This window comes from Paenibacillus sp. FSL E2-0177, assembly GCF_037992975.1.
In the GTDB taxonomy this organism is placed as follows: Bacteria; Bacillota; Bacilli; order Paenibacillales; family Paenibacillaceae; genus Paenibacillus_AQ; species Paenibacillus_AQ odorifer.
In genome coordinates this window covers 4,222,702-4,241,821 of the sequence record NZ_CP150307.1, presented here as the reverse complement: position 1 = coordinate 4,241,821, position 19,120 = coordinate 4,222,702, and the positions used below count along the sequence as shown (strand labels likewise).

Below are 19,120 nucleotides of genomic sequence, written 5' to 3'. Positions count from 1 at the left end.
TCAAAGTGGATTTCGGAAGATTAATAACAGCCATGGTAACCCCTTTTGATGGGGATGGAGAAATCAACTGGGATGTAACTTCACAGCTTGTCGATTATTTAATTGAGGTACAGAAATCAGAGGCTTTGGTTGTCTGCGGAACGACAGGGGAATCGCCTACGTTAAGCGATGAGGAAAAGCTGCAGCTGTTTTCTTTTGTGCTGGAAAAGGCGAATGGACGTTGTAAAGTTATTGCTGGAACTGGCAGCAATAACACGAAACATTCCATTCAGCTGACGAAGGAAGCGGAGAAAATAGGCGTAGATGGAGTGCTTTTGGTCGTTCCTTATTATAATAAACCGAATCAAGAAGGTCTGTATCAGCATTTTTCCACGATTGCTTCAGAGACTTCATTACCAGTGATTCTATATAATGTTCCAGGTAGAACAGGTGTAAGTATGAGCGTGGCCACTACCCTGCGGCTTGCTGAGATTCCGAACATCGTTGCTACGAAAGAATGCGCGTCTGTAGATCAGGTAACACTTATTGCCTCTGCTTGTTCAGATGATTTCCGTGTATATACGGGTGATGATGCCTCAGGTCTTGCCAGTCTGGCTGTCGGTGGATACGGAATTATAAGTGTATCTAGCCATGTGGTTGGTGCGCAGATGTCAGAAATGATTTACGCTTATACCTCCGGCAATGTTCAGCTTGCTGGAGAGATTCATCGCCAGCTGTTCCCGATTTTTAAAGGAATGTTTGAATGCCCACAACCGCTGCCCAATCCTTCAGCTGTAAAATATGCTTTAGGACTCAAGGGGATCCCTGTGGGCGGAGTCAGATTGCCGCTTATTTCGCCAACGGAAGCGGAAGCGGCTTTTATTGAAGCACTTTTTCACTAAGAATTAATCATTGCTGATGTACGTTCTAAACCGGCTACTCTATTGAGGGAGCCGGTTTTTGCATTTATATTTTTTTTCTGAAATATTGAGGCGAATTTAAGGAAAGAATTTGGATACGAGGCGGATGACTTGTCTTTTGCCAAAAAAATCATGTATAATGATCTTAAGTGACTGGGTGCGGTTAAAATTAAATATGCGGTAATCTTCCGTCAATGTAATACATTGTGAGACAGGATAGGTCCCAAGATGAGTCTGTTTAAATAAATGACATGTCTTCGCGCGAGGGGCGCGACGGTGAATTTTGACGGCGTTTGTCCGCTTCAATATGAACTTTACTGCCCGGAATCGGGAGCTTTCGCATTGCGCATTTTACAGATTTCAGGAATTTCCTCGTCGATTGGAAGTTATTGGCTGTTTGAAAGAAATGTGTTCAGCGCCGCTGAAATAATCGAAGTTCGATATTTACCAATAAAAGTATGACGTCCAACATCATAGGAGGGTTAGATTCATTTGTCCAAAAAAAACAACAACGATAAATTGACGATTTTCGCATTGGGCGGAGTCGGAGAAATCGGGAAAAACATGTATGTTATTCAATACGGAGCTGACATTGTAGTCGTGGATTCGGGACTCAAGTTTCCGGAAGAGGATATGCTCGGTATTGACATCGTAATTCCTGATATCTCGTATTTGACAGAGAACCGTGACAAGGTAAGAGGTATTGTGCTTACTCACGGACACGAGGATCACATCGGTGGTCTACCTTATGTCCTGAAGAATTTGAATGTTCCAGTCTATGGAACAAGATTGACTTTAGGTCTTGTAGAGAACAAATTGAAGGAAGCGAACCTGCTGGGTGACACCAAACGGATTCTGATCAACGAAGATTCAGAAATTCAATTGGGGAACTCACTTAAGGTAACTTTCTTTAGAACCAACCACAGTATTCCTGATTCCGTGGGTGTATGCATTGAGACTCCGGAAGGAAATGTTGTTCATACGGGCGATTTCAAATTTGACCACACCCCAGTCAACGGTCAATTTGCAAATCTGCATCGGATGGCAGAGATTGGCCAAAAGGGCGTACTTGCTCTTTTGTCGGATAGTACGAATGCTGAGAAACCAGGCTTTACCCCATCTGAGAAGAATGTCGGTATTGTGCTAGAAGATATTTTCCGCAAGGCTGAGCAACGTGTCGTTGTAGCAACTTTTGCTTCCAATGTGCACCGTATTCAACAAGTGGTTAATGCAGCAGAATCTACGGGTCGTAAGATTACAGTAATTGGCCGTAGTATGGTCAACGTTGTATCCATCGCTTCAGAGCTTGGATATTTGAACGTACCTGACGGAATGCTGATCGAACCGGAAGAAATGAATAGAATGGCAGCAAATCGTGTAGTTGTTCTTTGCACAGGCAGCCAAGGCGAGCCAATGTCTGCATTGACACGTATGGCACGTTCTAGTCATCGCAAAGTAGATATCCTGCCAGGCGATACCGTTATTATTGCAGCAACACCTGTACCAGGTAATGAGAAGTATGTAGGCCGTACTATTGATGAATTGTTCCGTCTTGGAGCTAATGTGATTTACAGCGGCTCCAACTCCGGCGTTCACGTATCCGGTCACGGTAGTCAAGAAGAACTTAAGCTTATGCTTAACCTGATGAAACCGAAATTCTTCATTCCGATCCACGGTGAATACCGCATGCAGCGCAAACATGCTTTGCTGGCAGAATCGGTTGGCGTAGAGCCACAGAACATTTTCATCACTGAAATCGGTGAAATTGTTGAAATCCAAGGCGGTGCCGCTCGTAAGGCTGGTAAAGTAACAGCTGGTAACGTATTGATTGACGGACTAGGTGTAGGCGATGTTGGTAACATTGTATTGCGTGACCGTAAGTTGCTGTCTCAAGATGGTATTTTGGTTGTCGTGGTTACACTTAGTAAGCAGAATGGTGCAATTGTTTCTGGACCTGACATCATTTCACGTGGTTTCGTTTATGTTCGGGAGTCCGAAGGGCTGCTCGACGAGGCTAACCGAATTGTATCCAGTACATTGCAACGCCTGATGAGTGAAAAAGTAAATGAGTGGGCTTCCCTTAAAACAAGCGTAAAAGATTCGCTGGGCCGTTTCTTATATGAACAAACGCGCCGCAGACCGATGATTTTGCCAATTATCATGGAAGTGTAAGGAGAGTTTCTCCTTCAATGAATATATAGCTAGGGCTGAGCCCCTTTTCCCCGGAAATATTGGACGGTTTCCACGGGAGAAGGGGTTTTTGTATGTTCATAAGCTGAAATTGCATAATGCAGCACCCTGAAACGTCATACTAAGGATTGTTAGTAAGGCAACAGCAGACTAGAGCTGCATATAACAAGGGAGAGCTGCGAAGATGAACTACATCGAAGGATCAAATGGAGCAAAAAATGAGGAAGTTGTCCCAGGAGAAACTAATCCGAATCCTAATGAAAATATGCCGCCCACTACAATGGGAGCGATTAAGGAGCTTGGACAAACAGTAGTCCCAAGTGGAGAGCCTGATATTTTTTGCTTAACGATTATTGGTCAGATTGAAGGACATATTGTTATGCCTCCACAGAACAAAACAACAAAGTATGAGCATATCATTCCGCAGCTGGTGGCAGCTGAGCAGAATAAAAACATCAAAGGCCTGCTTATCATTTTAAACACGGTAGGTGGAGATGTAGAAGCGGGATTAGCAATTGCGGAAATGATTGCATCCCTCTCCAAGCCAACGGTAACCGTAGTCATTGGAGGCGGGCACAGCATCGGGGTGCCGATTGCAGTTTCCTCCACTTATTCGATTATTGCTGAAAGTGCAACGATGACGATTCATCCGATTCGAATGAATGGTTTAGTGATCGGAGTGCCGCAAACTTTCGAGTATATGGAGAAAATGCAGGAACGTGTCGTTAAATTTGTGACTTCCCATTCGCGTATTTCTGAAGAACAGTTCCGTGATCTCATGTTTAAGACAGGTGAGCTCAATCGTGATATCGGGACGGCTGTGGGGGGCTTGGATGCCGTTAAATATGGTCTGATGGATGAGGTCGGCGGGATCGGAGCGGCACTTGCGCATCTTAACCGAATGATCGGCGGGGATTTCTCAGCATCGACTCCAGGAGGGATTACGCAATGACACTGTACACAGTAGTTGCAATGGAACAGGTGTGGGAGGGGGCATTTAACAATTATGCCGCAACCCGAGAAATTAGTGTGCAGGGCATGCTGATGCAGGTTGAACCGATGGAGGAAGGACGTGCGCGGATTGTGAGATTATTGGATTGTCCGCTGAACCGTTATCTAGATCCGGCGTTCTCTCCAGGTTCGATAATTACATTAACATAAAGATTCATTTTCTGACAAAAGAGAACATAGGTACGCCACGCCATTATATGGTATAATGTTGTTCCGGGGGTGGCTGGCGTGGCTAAACGAAAAAAGAAGAAGAAAAAAGCGCTGCTCGGCAGCGTTTTAAAATATGAAATATATGGAATTTTATTAATAACTATTTCCGTCATTGCACTGTCTGGTGAAGCAGCCGTAGGGCGCTCACTTTCAAGTATGGCGGGTTACTTATTAGGGAGATTTTATTTTGTGTTGCCGCTTATCGGCATTTTTTATGGACTTATGGTGATGATCCATCGAAGATGGCCTTCCTCGTGGAACAGCAGGCATACTGGCGTGCTTCTGCTTCTATTGTCTATGTGCCTTATGAGCACAATATCTGCAATGGAGCAGAAGCTTGGCCCGTTGTCTTTGTTACATCCTGGCAATGTAATGACACAAATACATAATGATCTTTCGGGATCACTTTCACCTGGCTCGAACGAAAGCAATGTCTATATGCTGGGTAAGGATATAAGCGGAGGGTACATCGGCGGGTTGGAGTATGCAGCGCTGTTATGGCTTTTTGGTAGTCTGGGCGCTAAGCTGCTTATGATCGTCATGCTGGCGATCAGCTTTATGCTAATTACCAACTTGTCCTATGTGGAGATTTTTACGCTTTTGCGAGTGCGCTTGGTTAAGTTTGTGGAGGGGATTCGTCTCCATGCTGCAAACCGTCCTAAGGCGGTTCCCGTAGCGGCCAGACCTTCTAGAGCCGCTGCCCCAGCTAAAGCTCGGCAGGTGAAGCAGCCTGTCTATGATGACGAGGAGGAAGAAGACGAAGACGATCGGTATTTGCCTAATCGCAAACAACCTGTCCTTTTGAAAAAAATATCTGGCTGGTTCTCAGGGTCCACGCGTTCACAGGTGGAAGCAGATTCTGAGGATGACGATCAGGGTCCAATTGTGACAAGTGCTTCAACCGGTCCGATTATTTCGGGATTAACTCCAGATAGTCATGTAATTCCATTAGACGATATCGATCATGATTTTGATGATGCGGATCTGGATATTGAACCTGTGACGCCTATTATTCGTGACTTCTTTGAACATATCCGTTCAGAAGGGTTAAACGAAGAAGACCGGGAAGAGTGGAGTGAATTCTCACCCGCAGCTCGTGGTGAAGCAGCTAAACCTGCTGTAGCCGGACCTAATGCCGTTAAGCAGCAGCCTACGGATGAGTCTGAGGAGAATGTAAGCATAGACTTGGAAGGCCTGCTAGGTGCTTCTCCAGATGGAGAGATTATTCCTGCTCCTCCAGCACCACCGCCACCGAAGCCATATAAGCTGCCATCGTTCCGTCTTCTAGCCAAACCTAACAATGGTGGCAAAGCTGGAGATCAGAATGATTATATGCAGACTGCCCGTAAGTTAGAAGCAACACTTGAAAGCTTTGGGGTACGGGCTAAGGTGCTGGAGGTAGTAAGAGGCCCAGCGGTTACGAGGTATGAGATACAACCGGATATTGGGGTTAAGGTTAGCCGTATTGTAAATCTGACGGATGACATTGCCCTTGCACTTGCGGCCAAAGACATTCGGATGGAAGCGCCGATTCCGGGTAAATCTGCAATAGGAATAGAAGTTCCGAACTCTGAGGTGTCTATTGTTACCATGCGCGAAGTTATGGAAACACAGATTTTTCAGGAGGCTGAATCCAGATTATCGATTGCTTTTGGCCGTGATATTTCCGGCCAGACCATTATTGGCAATCTGGCTAAGATGCCCCATTTATTGGTGGCCGGTGCAACTGGCTCCGGTAAATCTGTCTGCATCAACGGGATTATAACAAGCATCTTATACAAAGCTAAACCTGATGAAGTTAAATTCCTCATGGTCGATCCTAAGATGGTAGAGCTGAATGTGTACAATGGAATTCCCCATCTTTTGGCTCCGGTTGTCACAGATCCAAAGCGGGCTAGCCTAGCTTTGAAGAAGATTGTTGTGGAAATGGAGAAGCGTTATGAGCTATTCTCCAAATCGGGAACACGGAATATGGAAGGTTATAATAAGCTAATGGCTGAGAATCCAGCGGCAATTCTCCCGTATATCGTTGTTATTGTGGACGAGCTTGCGGATTTGATGATGGTTGCAGCCAATGATGTCGAGGATGCAATTTGCCGACTTGCACAAATGGCGCGGGCGGCTGGAATTCATTTAATTATCGCTACACAACGCCCTTCAGTAGATGTAATCACAGGTTTAATTAAAGCTAATATTCCATCCCGGATCGCTTTTGGCGTATCGTCCAATGTGGATTCACGTACCATTTTGGATATGCCCGGTGCAGAGAAGCTGTTAGGCCGAGGTGATATGTTGTTCTTGCCAATGGGCGCATCTAAACCTATTCGTGTACAGGGAGCTTTTATGAGCGACCAAGAAGTAGAGACTATTGTTCAATATGTCAGCAGTCAAGGTGAAGCCGAATACGATGAGTCCATCGTTCCTGAAGTGGATGATACAATCACTGAGGATCAGGAGCCACAGGATGAATTATACGAGCAGGCCGTACAAATTGTGCTGGAGGCTAAGCAGGCTTCAGTGTCGCTGCTACAGCGTCGTATGCGTGTCGGTTATACCCGTGCAGCCCGGTTGATTGACTCTATGGAGGCTCGTGGAGTCATCGGTCCTTACGAGGGCAGCAAGCCGCGTGAGGTGCTTGTGTCACTTGAGCAATATCAGCATAACAAGATCAGCTCCTAAGCTGGACAAGCCCGTCGAAACCTTCAATAGACAGTAAAAGAGATGGCCACTTTATGAAGTGGACCATCTCTTTTTTGTATCCTGAGTACTTATTTGACTCTTGGTGCAGCAAGCAAAGCCTCAACAATATAATCCAGTTGCACATTTAGAGAATAGATATCACTGTAATAACCTAATCCAAAATCAATTTCCATCAAACGGCCTTCTTTCACGGCAGGGATATTGTTCCAAATTGGGTTTTGGGTCAGATCAGCCATACCATCATAAGAGGAGCGGAAGATATAGTCACCGCTGTATTTGCCAAGGACTTCAAAGGATACGGATTCGCCATCCGCACCAGTCGCCGTATCTATTTTCTGTTGAATGATTTCCGGCGCCTTCATGCCTAAATATTCATAAATGATTTGCGAACCACGTCCGAATTGTTTGCTTGCCACAACAGCCATACTGTTGTCTTTTCCACCTTCCATGATGGATATTGTGTGATCCAGAATACCAGCTTCTTGCAGCTTTTGTTTGCTGTCTTCAACTTTTTTATGGAAATCAGTAAATAATTCTTTTGCTTGATCTTCTTTGCCTACGACTTGTCCAATAAAGGACACCCGTTCTTCTGTTGACATTTTTTCATACGGAACTAACACTGTTGGTGCAATTTGGTGGAGGGCTTCATAAGTTTCCTCTGACGGCACGATGATAAGATCAGGATTTAGAGCAAGGATTGCTTCAGGGTTAGCCTCAAACCAGGTGCCAAGCTTTTGCACATCTTTTAGCTCATCTTCAAATGCAGCACCCTCGGACACATCGGATACACCTATAGGTTTAATGCCTAGAGCCAGTACATCACCGAGTAAATAAAGAACTACGACTCTTTGTGGACTAGTGGGAACGGCAATGTCTCCTTTAACTGTGGAAATTATCCGGGTTTGTTGTTCGACAGCAGCTTTGTCTGTATTTGCTCCTGTACTTGTTTCTGCTGAGGGGGTTGGTGTCCCATTGCTTGACGCATTTGAATTTGTGGTTCCCGTGGAACAAGCGCTTAACACTATGGTAAAGCATAATAACAGGGTGAGCAGTAAGGATGGTTTGGCATTTCTAAACATTGGTAATTCCCCTTCTCCGTTATAATGATAATGATTATCATAATCAATATAACGGAGAGGTTGTGTTCGGGCAATGTCAGTTTGCGCACCTTGGGATGGCATATCACGCCAACTGGGTTGGGTGATCAATTTATTTTTGTATCGGACAGGGGAGGTTCCGTAATATTTTTTGAACATTTTTCCTAGATAATAGCCATCAGGATAACCTACTGCAATTGCGATGTCATGCAAGCTCGCCTCAGTGTTCAGGAGCAGTATTTTCGATTTTTCCATGCGGATGCTGATTAAGTACTGAGCAGGGCTAGTCTGCAGTCGTGTTCTGAATAATCTGGATAATGTTCTAGGGCTGCTGTTTACCGCTTTAGCTAATTTTTCAAGAGAGAAGGTTTCCTTATAATAAGTCTGCATATAGCGAATTGCTTGATTTAGCGGATCAGGTTGGATTAACTGTGTTTCCAGCGTATGCAGCTGCCTAAGCAGCTCATAAATCCATTGATAAAACAGTGTTTTAACATGCAGCCGATCCAAAAGACCTGTTTTGCCCCAATCAGTAAACATGTTCTCCATCTTATCAAATAAGGGCAGTGGACTAGTAGGCGTAAATCCATATTGGAGATTGAAGGGATTATTGTGTTCCATAATTGCTTTTAGATTGTTGCGTGAGGCGAGTGAAAGGTTAGCTTTATATAAAATTAAGTAATACTCCAGTAGTTCCTCCGTGCGTAAAAATTGAATGTTCATTCCTTTTCCACCATGAAGGATATGAAAGTTGCCGATCTCATGCGGGATCTCGTCAATCAGTATTTCGGCTTTGCCGTTTATGATCAACAAGAATGCGCTTGAGGGCAGCTGATAATGTGAATTCAGATCACTAGATCGTTGAAAAGTATGGCGTATATCAATAATTTCTATTAATGCGTGGTTCCACAATAAAATGTGGTCCTTTAAATTCATGATTAATATCAACTCCAACGTTTTCTTATTTCGATTATAGTTGATAATTATTCTCAATTACAATGAAATGCTATTACTTCTTTTTTAGTAATGCATAGGATGTCCTGACAGTCGTCATAATAACTTTAGCCATCCATGCAGAACTCACAAAAGAAAGGTAGAGCGAACCCCTATGAAGAAACATAAGTTGTGGATCTTTGCTTCTTTAACCCTTGCACTTGCTGCCGCGCCGTTTGCAGGAATGCTGCTCCAGGGTAATGGCATAGTACAGACCAAGCAAAGTGCTGCTGCGTCATTTGTCCATGAACTAAATCATCCTGAAGAAGAGGCCTTGCCTGCCTTCAGCACGACTCCGATTAAACTCGGTTCTTCTGGTCAGGATGTTTATGAGTTGCAAGGACGTTTAAAACATCTGGGCTTTTATGAAGGGAAAATAGACAGTCAGTTTGGTCCGAAAACGAAAAATTCAGTAACGTGGTTTCAATGGAAGTTTGGAATGAAGTCTGATGGCATCGTAGGCGCTAAGACTAAGCTGAAATTGTATAACGCAACTAAGAACTGGAAGCCAACAGAGTCGGCTTCAGCAACCGGAAATAATACAGCAAACAACAACACCGGTAACAAAACAAATACAACCAATAATTCGGATTCAGCGTCTCTGTCTTCAGGGAATACGATGGGATTATCAGAAAATGATCTCAAAATTATGGCTAATGCCGTCTATGGTGAGTCAAGAGGTGAACCTTTCGAAGGACAAGTTGCTGTTGCTGCAGTAATCTTGAACCGGGTAAAATCTCCGAGCTTTCCAAATACGCCGTCTGGCGTTATTTTTCAGCCGGGAGCTTTTACAGCTGTAGCTGACGGGCAGATTTATTTGGAACCAAATGAGCAGGCACGAAAAGCAGTGCAGCAAGCGCTGAATGGCTGGGATCCTTCGGGTGGATGTTTGTATTATTTCAACCCTAAAACGGCGACCTCCAAATGGATTTGGACTCGTCCACAGGTCAAGACTATCGGCCAGCATATTTTCTGTATGTAGATAAGTAAAGAAGTAAATCCAGAGAGCAACCGGGAAGAGGCATCCGGTTGCTTCCTTACTTTGGAATGGTTTAGAATGGTTATTAATTCATAAACATGTTAATGAGCAACTATCCACGCGGTAAAGGAGTTTTGGACTTGACTAATAATGTATTTCAGCATGGCAACGTTGCAGGTATGCGTATTCACGTGATGCCTACCAAGGCGTTCAAGACCTACGCCATCTCACTTTATGCCGGCGTCCCACTTAATGAGGATACGGTAACCCCTACAGCACTTGCCCCATTTGTGCTCCGCAGAGGTACCGCTTCTTATCCAGAGACTACTCAATTTCGCGAGCGTTTGGAGGAGCTGTATGGCGCTGGATTTGGTTTTGATATTTATAAAAGAGGCGATTATCAGATTGTTCAGTTTCGCATGGACACCATTAATGACTCCTTCGTGCAGAGTCAGGAGAGCTTACTTGAACAATCCTTTGCTTTCCTAGGAGAAGTCCTGACCCGTCCGTTGGTGGAGGAGGGAAGCTTCCGTCCTTCCTATGTTGCAACAGAGCGTGAAACAGTGCGCAAGAAGCTGGAATCTATCGTAAATGATAAGATTCGTTATGCTGCGGAACGCTGTATCGAAGAAATGTGCCGTAACGAGCCCTATCGTCTTCATCCACTGGGTCAAAGAGCAGATTTGGATCGGATTACCCCAAAAAGTTTGTACGAATCTTATAACTCATGGCTGGATGGAGCTATTTTGGATCTCTATGTTGTGGGAGATACGACTACTGAGGAAGTTGAAAAGCTTGTGCAGCAGCACTTCGGACGCATTCAGTCGGAGGTGGGCTTATATAGCTCCAAGTTTGTCCCAGTATCCGTCAGCGAGGTGCGGACGGTAGAGGAGAAGCTGGATGTCAGTCAGGGCAAGTTGAACATGGGTCTGCGCACATCGATTACGTATAAGGACGATACATATGCGTCCGCACTTATGTACAACGGAATATTAGGAGGGTATCCACACTCCAAACTCTTCGTCAATGTACGGGAGAAGGCCAGTCTTGCATACTATGCTTCTTCACGCTATGACGGTCACAAGGGGATTGGAACGATACAATCAGGTATTGAAACGCAAAATTACAACAAAGCTGTTGAAATTATAGAGAAACAACTGGAAGAGATGAAAGCTGGCAATATCAGTGATCTGGAGTTAAGCCAGACCAAAGCCATGATCCGCAATCAGCTTTCCGAGATTCCGGATTCTGCTTTTGAGATGATCTCTTACGACTTCAACCGCCAGTTGTCAGGAAAAGAACGGACAGCGGATCAGCTGCTAGAAGAGGTGGAACAAATCGGTGCAGGGGAAGTAAAAGCTGCAGCGGAGACCTTTCAGCTGGATACGATTTATTTCTTGACAGGGAAGGAGGAATAGAGATGGAACAGATTCAATACGACAGACTTCAAGAGACCCTTTATCATGAGGTGATGGAGAATGGGCTTCAGGTTTATGTATTGCCAAAACCAACATTCAAAAAAACTTACGCCACATTTGCAACTAAATATGGTTCTGTAGATAACCATTTTCATGTCGCAGGTGGAGAAGAGACCACTGTTCCTGATGGTATAGCTCACTTTTTGGAGCACAAAATGTTTGAAGAGCCAGAAGGCGATATTTTTGCCACTTTTGCCTCAAATGGAGCTTCAGCTAACGCCTTTACAAGTTTTGATCAGACGGTTTATCTTTTCTCGGCAACAGAGAACATAGAGACCAACCTTAGTACACTCGTTGATTTTGTACAACGACCTTATTTTACGGATGAAAATGTAGAAAAGGAAAAAGGGATCATTGGTCAAGAAATCAATATGTATGCAGATAATCCAGACTGGCGCGTGTACTTTGGCCTTATTGAGGCGATGTATTCGAAACATCCGGTTCGGATTGATATTGCCGGAACTATAGAGTCGATTAGTACGATTACGAAAGAAACACTGTACACTTGTTACAACTCTTTTTATCATCCCAGCAATATGCTGTTGTTCGTAGTGGGTGGTGTGGATCCGGAGAAGGTATTCTCCTTGATTCGCAGCAATCAGCAGGGGAAATCTTATGGTAAACAAGGTGAGATTAAGCGTATTTTTGAAGAGGAGCCGGAACAAGTCGCTACGAAGCGCTTAGAAAGCAAACTCGCTGTTTCGATGCCTAAGATTATGTTTGGATTTAAGGAAAAAGTTGATGGTCTTACAGGCGAAGCTGCGCTTAAGCGTGATCTCGCCACAAAGCTTATGCTTGATTTGCTGGTTGGCAGCAGCACAGCGTTGTACCAAAAACTCTATGATGAAGAACTGATCTCAGACAGCTTTGGCCATGAATTTAATAGTTCAGAACAATATGCTTTTTCAGCTATGGGTGGAGATACCAAGGACCCGGATTTGCTGCTAAAACGAATTAAAGAAGAAGTGGATCAGATCTTAAAGTCTGGCTTTGCTGAGAAGGACTTCGAGCGGGCACGGAAAAAGAAAATAGGCGGATATTTGCGCATGCTGAACTCCCCTGAAAGTATCGCACATGAATTTACACGTTACCAATTCCGTGGTGGTGACCTGTTTGAAGTTCTGCCTATTTACGAATCGATTACTTTAGCTGAAGTGAATGAGCGTTTACATGCCCATGTAAATTGGGAGCAGCTCGCTGTTTCACTAGTGGTGAGTCCTTAAATGGCGCTTTTGGGAGAGAGCAACAAACCATTAGGAGAAATGACAGTTCTGGTGACAGGGGGCAGCGGGGGAATCGGTGGCGCCATTGCAGAACGGTTTGCCTCTGTAGGCATGAATATTGTTATTCACTACAAGCACTCACATGAAGCTGCTAATGATGTCGCTCGGCGTTGTATGGCACTTGGAGCAAAGGTAATGACTGTAAATGCGGATATGAAGGATCGCAGTCAGATTGTACGAATGGCGGAGAAGCTTGAAAGTAATGGAATGCAGCCGGATATTCTTGTCAACAATGCCGGTAAATCTCATTATGGGATGCTGGCTGATGTGAGTGAAGAGGAATGGGACGATATTATGGCCATTAACTTGAAAGGTACCTTTATGTGCAGCCAGATTTTTATGCCGTACATGGTATCCCAGCGTTATGGTCGAATCATCAACGTTTCTTCCGTGTGGGGAATATCGGGAGCCTCTTGCGAGGTCGCTTATTCAGCCAGTAAAGGCGGAGTAAATGCGTTTACTAAGGCGTTAGCCAAGGAACTAGCACCTTCTGGCGTAACTGTGAACGCGGTAGCTCCAGGAGCGGTTAATACGAATATGTTGTCTAACCTACAGGAGGATGAGGTCCGGATGCTGGAGGATGAGATTCCGGCGGGACGTTTGGCTACACCGAACGAGATCTCCTCACTGATTTACTTTTTAGCATTGCCTGAATCCGGGTATATTACTGGGCAGATCATTAGCCCTAACGGTGGCTGGATTACGTAATGCTTAACTTGGAGAAAAGCTCCAGCATAAGAATCTATCGTCTGAGACATATTATAAGTGTTGTTTTTTAATCTCTCGTAAGGCGGCTTACAGCCTGTATGCAGGTGTTTGACCGTAAACATGAAGGAGGATTTAAGATGACACAAGACGATAGCGTAATCAAAAATTTTGACACCTGGAAGAAATTCCTAGGTAAACGGGTTGTACAGGCAGAGAAACTTGGGATGAGTCAAGATACAATCTCAAAGCTGGCTTTTGAAATCGGGGAATTCCTTGATGAAAAAGTGGATCCAGCAAACACTCAAAACCGTGCGATCAAAGAGCTATGGGATGTCGGCAACGATGAAGAAAAGCAAACGATTGCTAAACTCATGGTCAAGTTGGCGAAAGACAACGCCTAAGCTTGCGGAAAAGCTCCCCCTGTGGGAGCTTTTCTGCAATTATTACAGGACTGACCTTGCCTTTCATTTTTATTTTATATATCATTAACATGACCCGTGTAAAAGACCGCTTTGCCGGGGCAGCTTTTTTTGCTGTATTGGCAAAGGGTAGGGAAAAGGAATCTATGAGGTGTACAAGTGGAATATAAACAGTGGTATATGGAATACAAGATTCACAAGAACAGACCCGGTCTGCTTGGTGATATCGCTTCAATGTTAGGGATGCTGGAAGTTAACATTCTGACGATTAATGGAGTTGAAGGAAAAACTCGCGGAATGTTGCTGGAGACCAATGATGATGAGAAAATTATGCTGATGGGCGAAATGCTCAAAAAAGTTGATAATATTACAGTTTCAGCTCTGCGGTCTCCAAGGCTCGTGGACAAGCTGGCTGTGCGCCATGGGCGATATATTGAACGGGATTCAGATGATCGGAAGACGTTTCGTTTCACCCGCGATGAGCTAGGTCTATTGGTTGATTTTCTCGGTGAGCTGTTTAAAAAAGATGGGAATCAGGTTATAGGACTTCGTGGTATGCCCCGTGTAGGAAAGACGGAATCCATTATAGCTGGCAGTGTCTGTGCTATGAAACGCTGGACATTTGTCTCGTCCACACTATTGCGGCAGACGGTGCGCAGTCAATTGGCTGAAGATGAGATGAACCCACATAATGTATTTATAATTGATGGTATAGTCAGTACGATTCGCTCTAATGAGAAACATTATAATTTATTGCAAAATGTTATGAGCATGCCAAGCACAAAGGTTATTGAGCATCCAGATATTTTCGTACGCGAATCTGAGTATAGTTATGATGACTTTGATATTATTATTGAGCTGCGGAATAATCCAACTGAAGAAATCTTGTACGAGTCATTTACGACGAGCTACAGTGATGATTTATAGAACACAAACGATGAAGAATACACTTCCGAGCATGTTTTTTTTATAAAGCTGGTTAAGGAAGTTTACATTCATAGAACTTACAGGAGGTGATGGTATGTCGGAACTGGGCCGGCAATTGAAAGAGGCACGTCTGCAAAAAGGGATGAGTCTTGACGATGTCCAGGAAGTAACAAAAATTCGCAAAAAGTATTTGGAAGCCATCGAGTCTGGAGACTACAAGGTGCTTCCAGGAAGTTTTTATGTGAGGGCGTTTATCAAAACGTATGCAGAAGCAGTAGGCATGAGTCCTGACGAACTGCTCGAGGAGCATGGGAACGTACCTGCACCACCCGCAGACACGACCATGGAGACGGTGATTCAAAAGCGCAGCCGTAGACCCGAAACCGAACGGAATGCAAAATGGCTGCCAACGGTGCTGATGTGGACATTCCCTATATTGATTATTGTGGTGATTTACATTTATGCTTCTAGTTTAAACAAAGCAGACCCTGATCAAGTTGATCAAACAAATATCACCAATAATGTGCAGGATCCTAATACAGCACAAACATCTCCACCCGCATCAGGAGGCGGTGTAGTAGCGCCTACTTCCTCGGCAGGTGCAGAAGCAACTACTGAGCCAACTACGGAGCCAACACCGACACCAACGCCGTCTCCTCAATCGATCACAGTTACACCAGATGGGAAGTCAGGCAAAACAACGAAATTTAAGGTTACAGCTCCTGCCGGAAGCGAAGTTAAGGTTGAGATTGTTGCATCCGGAGTAAGCTGGCTTGAAGTTTACAAAGGCGAGAACTCTAAAGGTGAAAAACTCTCCTTCGGAAATACAGCAGCAGGAGAAACTATGAACTTCGTTCTGGGCAGTGAAGGCATGTATATTAAGTCTGGGTATTCCCCAGCAACTGAGATTACCGTAAATGGTCAAGTAATCACGGATGAGAAGACGTCCTCACGTCTCCTGCTTAATCTTGACGACGGTTCTGGAAGTGAAGGTACCCAAAGTGAAGGGACAGGCGAATAACAAATAGGATGTATAGACTTTGGCTTTAGGGAGAACATAAGAATGTTTTCAGTTTTAGCCAAAGTGAGGTGTACATCTTATGACAGTTAGCTGGATTGTAGCTGGCCTTGGGGTTGTTGTCAGTCTCATCGGATACTATTTGACACCAGGTGCTTGGGGATACGGAATTCTCGGATTCGGTATTGCACATATTGTGCTAGGAATTCTGGATATGTTTCGTAATCCGGTCCGAAGCAGATAGAAGCTGTAGAAATGAACGTCTCCAACGGCGTACTTCCGGTGGAGACGTGTTTCTACCCTTTGAACCAAACTCACTCGAAGGAAAAGCTCCACTTAGTGGGGCTGTTTTCTATGTCGGGTGAGCTACATAATGATTTATCCAAAATTAGACTTAATAGTACCATTCTCTTATAATAGTAGCAGACTAATTGTATAAAGGACGTGGAGTTTAATGAGTTCAGAATGTTCATTTGATATTGTATCCAAAATGGATATGCAGGAGTTAACGAATGCTATTCACCAAACAGAGAAAGAGATCGACAACCGCTTTGATTTTAAGAACAGCAAAAGCAGTCTGAAGCTGGAGAAAGACGCACTTATTATCGCCTCTGAAGACGAATATAAGCTCAACGCTGTTATTGATATTTTACAATCAAAGATGGTGAAAAGAGGCATTACCCTAAAGAATCTGGATTTCGGTAAAGTAGAACCGGCCTCCCTGGGATCTGTACGTCAACGTTTAGGGCTTAAGCAAGGCATTGATCAGGAGAATGCGAAAAAGATTAATATTCTGATCCGTGATTCAAAATTAAAGGTGAAGAGCCAGATCCAAGGGGATCAAATTCGTGTGACCGGTAAGAGCCGCGACGATTTGCAGCAGATTATTCAGATCTTGCGTAAAGCTGATTTGCCGCTGGATCTACAATTCATGAACATGAAATAGAATTTTGTGCCCCGCAGTGCTTATTAGCACTAACAACGCGGGGTGCTTTCTGTTTTTTTGACACCTATTTATTGCTATAATATACTTGCTTAAGTAGAAATGGATTAGCCTGATTTAGGCAATTTGTATGAACGATTTAGGGGAGGAAAACTTCAGTGAATTTGCCCAACCGCATCACGCTAGCTCGTATTTGCCTGATCCCGATTATGATGTTTTTTTTACTGGTGGATTTCAGTTTTTATCCAGAACCGATACATTGGGGCTCGTTTCAGCTATCTGTTAATCATTTGGTAGCAGCTGTAATCTTTTTGCTTGCGGCCAGCACGGATGGAATAGACGGCTACATTGCTAGGAAATATAATATGGTCACCAATCTCGGTAAACTCCTTGATCCACTTGCGGACAAACTGCTGGTATCTGCAGTTCTGATTTCACTTGTGGAGCTGGGCAGATGCGATTCATGGATTGCTATTGTAATCATCAGTCGTGAGTTTGCAGTCACCGGACTTCGCCAGATTGCATTGCTAGAGGGAAAAGTGGTTGCCGCCAGCAAATGGGGCAAGATAAAGACGGTTGTACAAATTGTTGCGATCTCACTGCTGTTGTTGAATAATTTCCCATTTCAATTTGTCAGTATTCCTGTAGACGATATTGCTATTTGGGCCGCAGCGCTGATCACTATTTATTCTGGAATTGATTATTTTGTGAAGAATAAGGATCTGCTACAGCTGCATAATGCGTAAGCATGTAAGCTGGATATACAAGGAAAGGTAATAGGTGAAGCACCTATTACCTTTTTTGAAATCCAAAAGCAGTGTACCTACATTATAACGAGGAGGCGAAAGCCAGGTATGAAAGCGGAGATTATTGCAGTAGGGACAGAGCTTTTGCTCGGTCAAATCGTGAATAGTAATGCCCAGTTTTTGTCTATAGAGCTAGCTGCCATCGGGATCGATGTATACTTTCAAACCGTTGTCGGTGATAACAGCAGCCGCCTGCAGCAAGCCATCGAGATCGCTCAGAGTCGGGCCGACGTTATTATCTTTACGGGCGGAATTGGCCCCACTGAGGATGATCTGACTAAAGACGCACTGGCTGCATCGCTAGGTAGAACGCTCCATATTGATCGTTTGGCGATGGATCATGTACAACGCTTCTTTGATGATCGTAAGATCGTTATGACCGAAAATAACCGCAAACAGGCACTTATAATTGAAGGAACTACACCGTTGCCGAATGAAATCGGTCTTGCGGTTGGGATTGCTTTTGAGCATGAGAAGAAATATTATATTGTGCTTCCAGGTCCACCTCGTGAGATGAAACCGATGTTCGTAGATAAAGCAGTACCGTGGCTACAGCAGCACGCCTTGACGAACGAAACACCGCTTTATTCAAAAATGCTCAAATTTGCCGGCATCGGAGAATCGTTGCTGGAGGACAAGCTCATTGAACTGATTCGCAGTCAGACTGATCCAACGATTGCTCCGTATGCCAAAGAGGGAGAGGTAACTGTTCGTATTTCGACAAAGGCCCCTTCTGAGCATGAAGCTACAAAGAAGCTGGAGATACTGGAACAACAAATCAAGGAGATTTTGCCGGAACATTTGTATGCGAACATTGATGTGCCGCTGGAGCAATTGATTGTGGATTGGATGGCGGATGCCGGCCTGACCTTAAGTGCGGCAGAGAGCTGCACCGGAGGTTTGCTGATGGAGAGCATAACAAATATTCCAGGCAGTGCTTCGATGTTTGCCGGCGGTATCGTCTGCTATTCGAATGACCTAAAGAAAAAGCTACTGAATGTGCCAAGTGCTTATTTGGAGGGACCCAATGCTCCTGGAGCCGTAAGTCGAGAAGTTGCCGAGGTGTTGGCTGACCAAGTGAGAATGATTGCAGACAGTGATTTCGGCTTATCTGTTACAGGTGTAGCCGGACCGGGTTATTCTGAACGCAAGCCTGTTGGACTTGTATTTATCGGCTTGGCTGAACGGGGACGTAAGACAGAGGTCTATGAGCTTAATCTTAAAGGTACACGGGAAAATATCCGGTTGCGTACTGTAAAGGCTCTGCTGTATCGTCTGTGGCGGAGACTTGAGGAACGCAAGGTGGAGACACCTCTTGAGGGTTCAGACTTGTAATGGGAGATTAGCCCAGTTATAATAAACACATACGGAAGAACCGTGGCACTGAGATTTCTTTGCTGCGGTTTTTTGTATATTTGCAGAGATTTTGATCACGATGGCTACTCATGATCATAAGTCG

The 19,120-nt window shown here is 44.4% G+C and carries 17 protein-coding genes; 16 read left to right on the top strand and 1 reads right to left on the bottom strand.

Annotation, left to right across the window (positions count from 1 at the left end; translation table 11 throughout):
* Positions 1-5 precede the first annotated feature (5 nt).
* From dapA to MHI25_RS18840, 5 genes are all read left to right on the top strand, one after another.
* On the top strand, positions 6-881 hold the full coding sequence (dapA, locus tag MHI25_RS18860; protein ID WP_076127857.1) for a 4-hydroxy-tetrahydrodipicolinate synthase: 876 nt from the start codon (positions 6-8) through the stop codon (positions 879-881).
* Positions 882-1,391: 510 nt separating this feature from the next.
* A complete protein-coding gene (locus MHI25_RS18855; RefSeq protein ID WP_076127859.1) occupies positions 1,392-3,071 on the top strand; it encodes a ribonuclease J in 1,680 nt (559 codons plus the stop codon).
* Positions 3,072-3,273: 202 nt separating this feature from the next.
* Positions 3,274-4,041: an ATP-dependent Clp protease proteolytic subunit gene (locus MHI25_RS18850; RefSeq protein WP_076136428.1), complete on the top strand. Its 768-nt coding sequence runs from the start codon at positions 3,274-3,276 to the stop codon at positions 4,039-4,041.
* Entirely contained in the window at positions 4,038-4,250 is a 213-nt protein-coding gene (locus tag MHI25_RS18845; protein WP_340393942.1) for a YlzJ-like family protein, read from the top strand. The genes MHI25_RS18850 and MHI25_RS18845 overlap by 4 nt, the downstream gene beginning before the upstream one ends.
* A 78-nt stretch (positions 4,251-4,328) precedes the next feature.
* Positions 4,329-6,989 carry a DNA translocase FtsK gene (locus MHI25_RS18840; protein ID WP_076301620.1) on the top strand — a complete coding sequence of 887 codons (2,661 nt, stop codon included), beginning with the start codon at positions 4,329-4,331 and terminating at the stop codon, positions 6,987-6,989.
* 89 nt (positions 6,990-7,078) lie between these two features.
* Here MHI25_RS18840 and MHI25_RS18835 read toward each other — a convergent pair whose 3' ends face one another.
* Entirely contained in the window at positions 7,079-9,043 is a 1,965-nt protein-coding gene (locus MHI25_RS18835) for an AraC family transcriptional regulator (protein WP_340393941.1), read from the bottom strand.
* Between the two features lie 172 nt (positions 9,044-9,215).
* Between MHI25_RS18835 and sleB the strand changes: the two genes are divergently transcribed.
* From sleB to MHI25_RS18780, 11 genes are all read left to right on the top strand, one after another.
* Positions 9,216-10,082, top strand: coding sequence for a spore cortex-lytic enzyme (sleB, locus tag MHI25_RS18830; protein WP_036688421.1), 867 nt, complete (start codon positions 9,216-9,218; stop codon positions 10,080-10,082).
* Positions 10,083-10,258: 176 nt separating this feature from the next.
* The gene (locus MHI25_RS18825) at positions 10,259-11,497 is read left to right on the top strand and encodes a pitrilysin family protein (protein WP_256720979.1); all 1,239 of its coding nucleotides are present in this window, start codon (positions 10,259-10,261) and stop codon (positions 11,495-11,497) included.
* Positions 11,498-11,499: 2 nt separating this feature from the next.
* Positions 11,500-12,780 carry a pitrilysin family protein gene (locus MHI25_RS18820; RefSeq protein ID WP_076179904.1) on the top strand — a complete coding sequence of 427 codons (1,281 nt, stop codon included), beginning with the start codon at positions 11,500-11,502 and terminating at the stop codon, positions 12,778-12,780.
* Complete coding sequence (fabG, locus tag MHI25_RS18815) at positions 12,781-13,548, top strand: 3-oxoacyl-ACP reductase FabG (RefSeq protein WP_036688412.1); 768 nt, start codon at positions 12,781-12,783, stop codon at positions 13,546-13,548. It begins immediately after the preceding gene.
* 137 nt (positions 13,549-13,685) lie between these two features.
* On the top strand, positions 13,686-13,949 hold the full coding sequence (locus MHI25_RS18810; protein WP_036688409.1) for a DUF3243 domain-containing protein: 264 nt from the start codon (positions 13,686-13,688) through the stop codon (positions 13,947-13,949).
* A gap of 177 nt (positions 13,950-14,126) precedes the next feature.
* Entirely contained in the window at positions 14,127-14,894 is a 768-nt protein-coding gene (locus MHI25_RS18805) for a DUF3388 domain-containing protein (RefSeq protein ID WP_036688406.1), read from the top strand.
* Between the two features lie 94 nt (positions 14,895-14,988).
* Positions 14,989-15,915 (top strand): RodZ domain-containing protein, encoded by a 927-nt coding sequence (locus tag MHI25_RS18800; protein WP_340393939.1) that lies wholly within the window; start codon positions 14,989-14,991, stop codon positions 15,913-15,915.
* A 79-nt stretch (positions 15,916-15,994) separates the two neighbouring features.
* The gene (locus tag MHI25_RS18795; protein ID WP_169744781.1) at positions 15,995-16,156 is read left to right on the top strand and encodes a hypothetical protein; all 162 of its coding nucleotides are present in this window, start codon (positions 15,995-15,997) and stop codon (positions 16,154-16,156) included.
* A 210-nt stretch (positions 16,157-16,366) separates the two neighbouring features.
* Positions 16,367-16,858, top strand: coding sequence for a YajQ family cyclic di-GMP-binding protein (locus MHI25_RS18790; RefSeq protein ID WP_076127877.1), 492 nt, complete (start codon positions 16,367-16,369; stop codon positions 16,856-16,858).
* Positions 16,859-17,013: 155 nt separating this feature from the next.
* A complete protein-coding gene (pgsA, locus tag MHI25_RS18785; protein WP_036688397.1) occupies positions 17,014-17,601 on the top strand; it encodes a CDP-diacylglycerol--glycerol-3-phosphate 3-phosphatidyltransferase in 588 nt (195 codons plus the stop codon).
* Between the two features lie 108 nt (positions 17,602-17,709).
* Positions 17,710-18,996: a competence/damage-inducible protein A gene (locus MHI25_RS18780; protein ID WP_036688393.1), complete on the top strand. Its 1,287-nt coding sequence runs from the start codon at positions 17,710-17,712 to the stop codon at positions 18,994-18,996.
* Positions 18,997-19,120 lie beyond the last annotated feature (124 nt).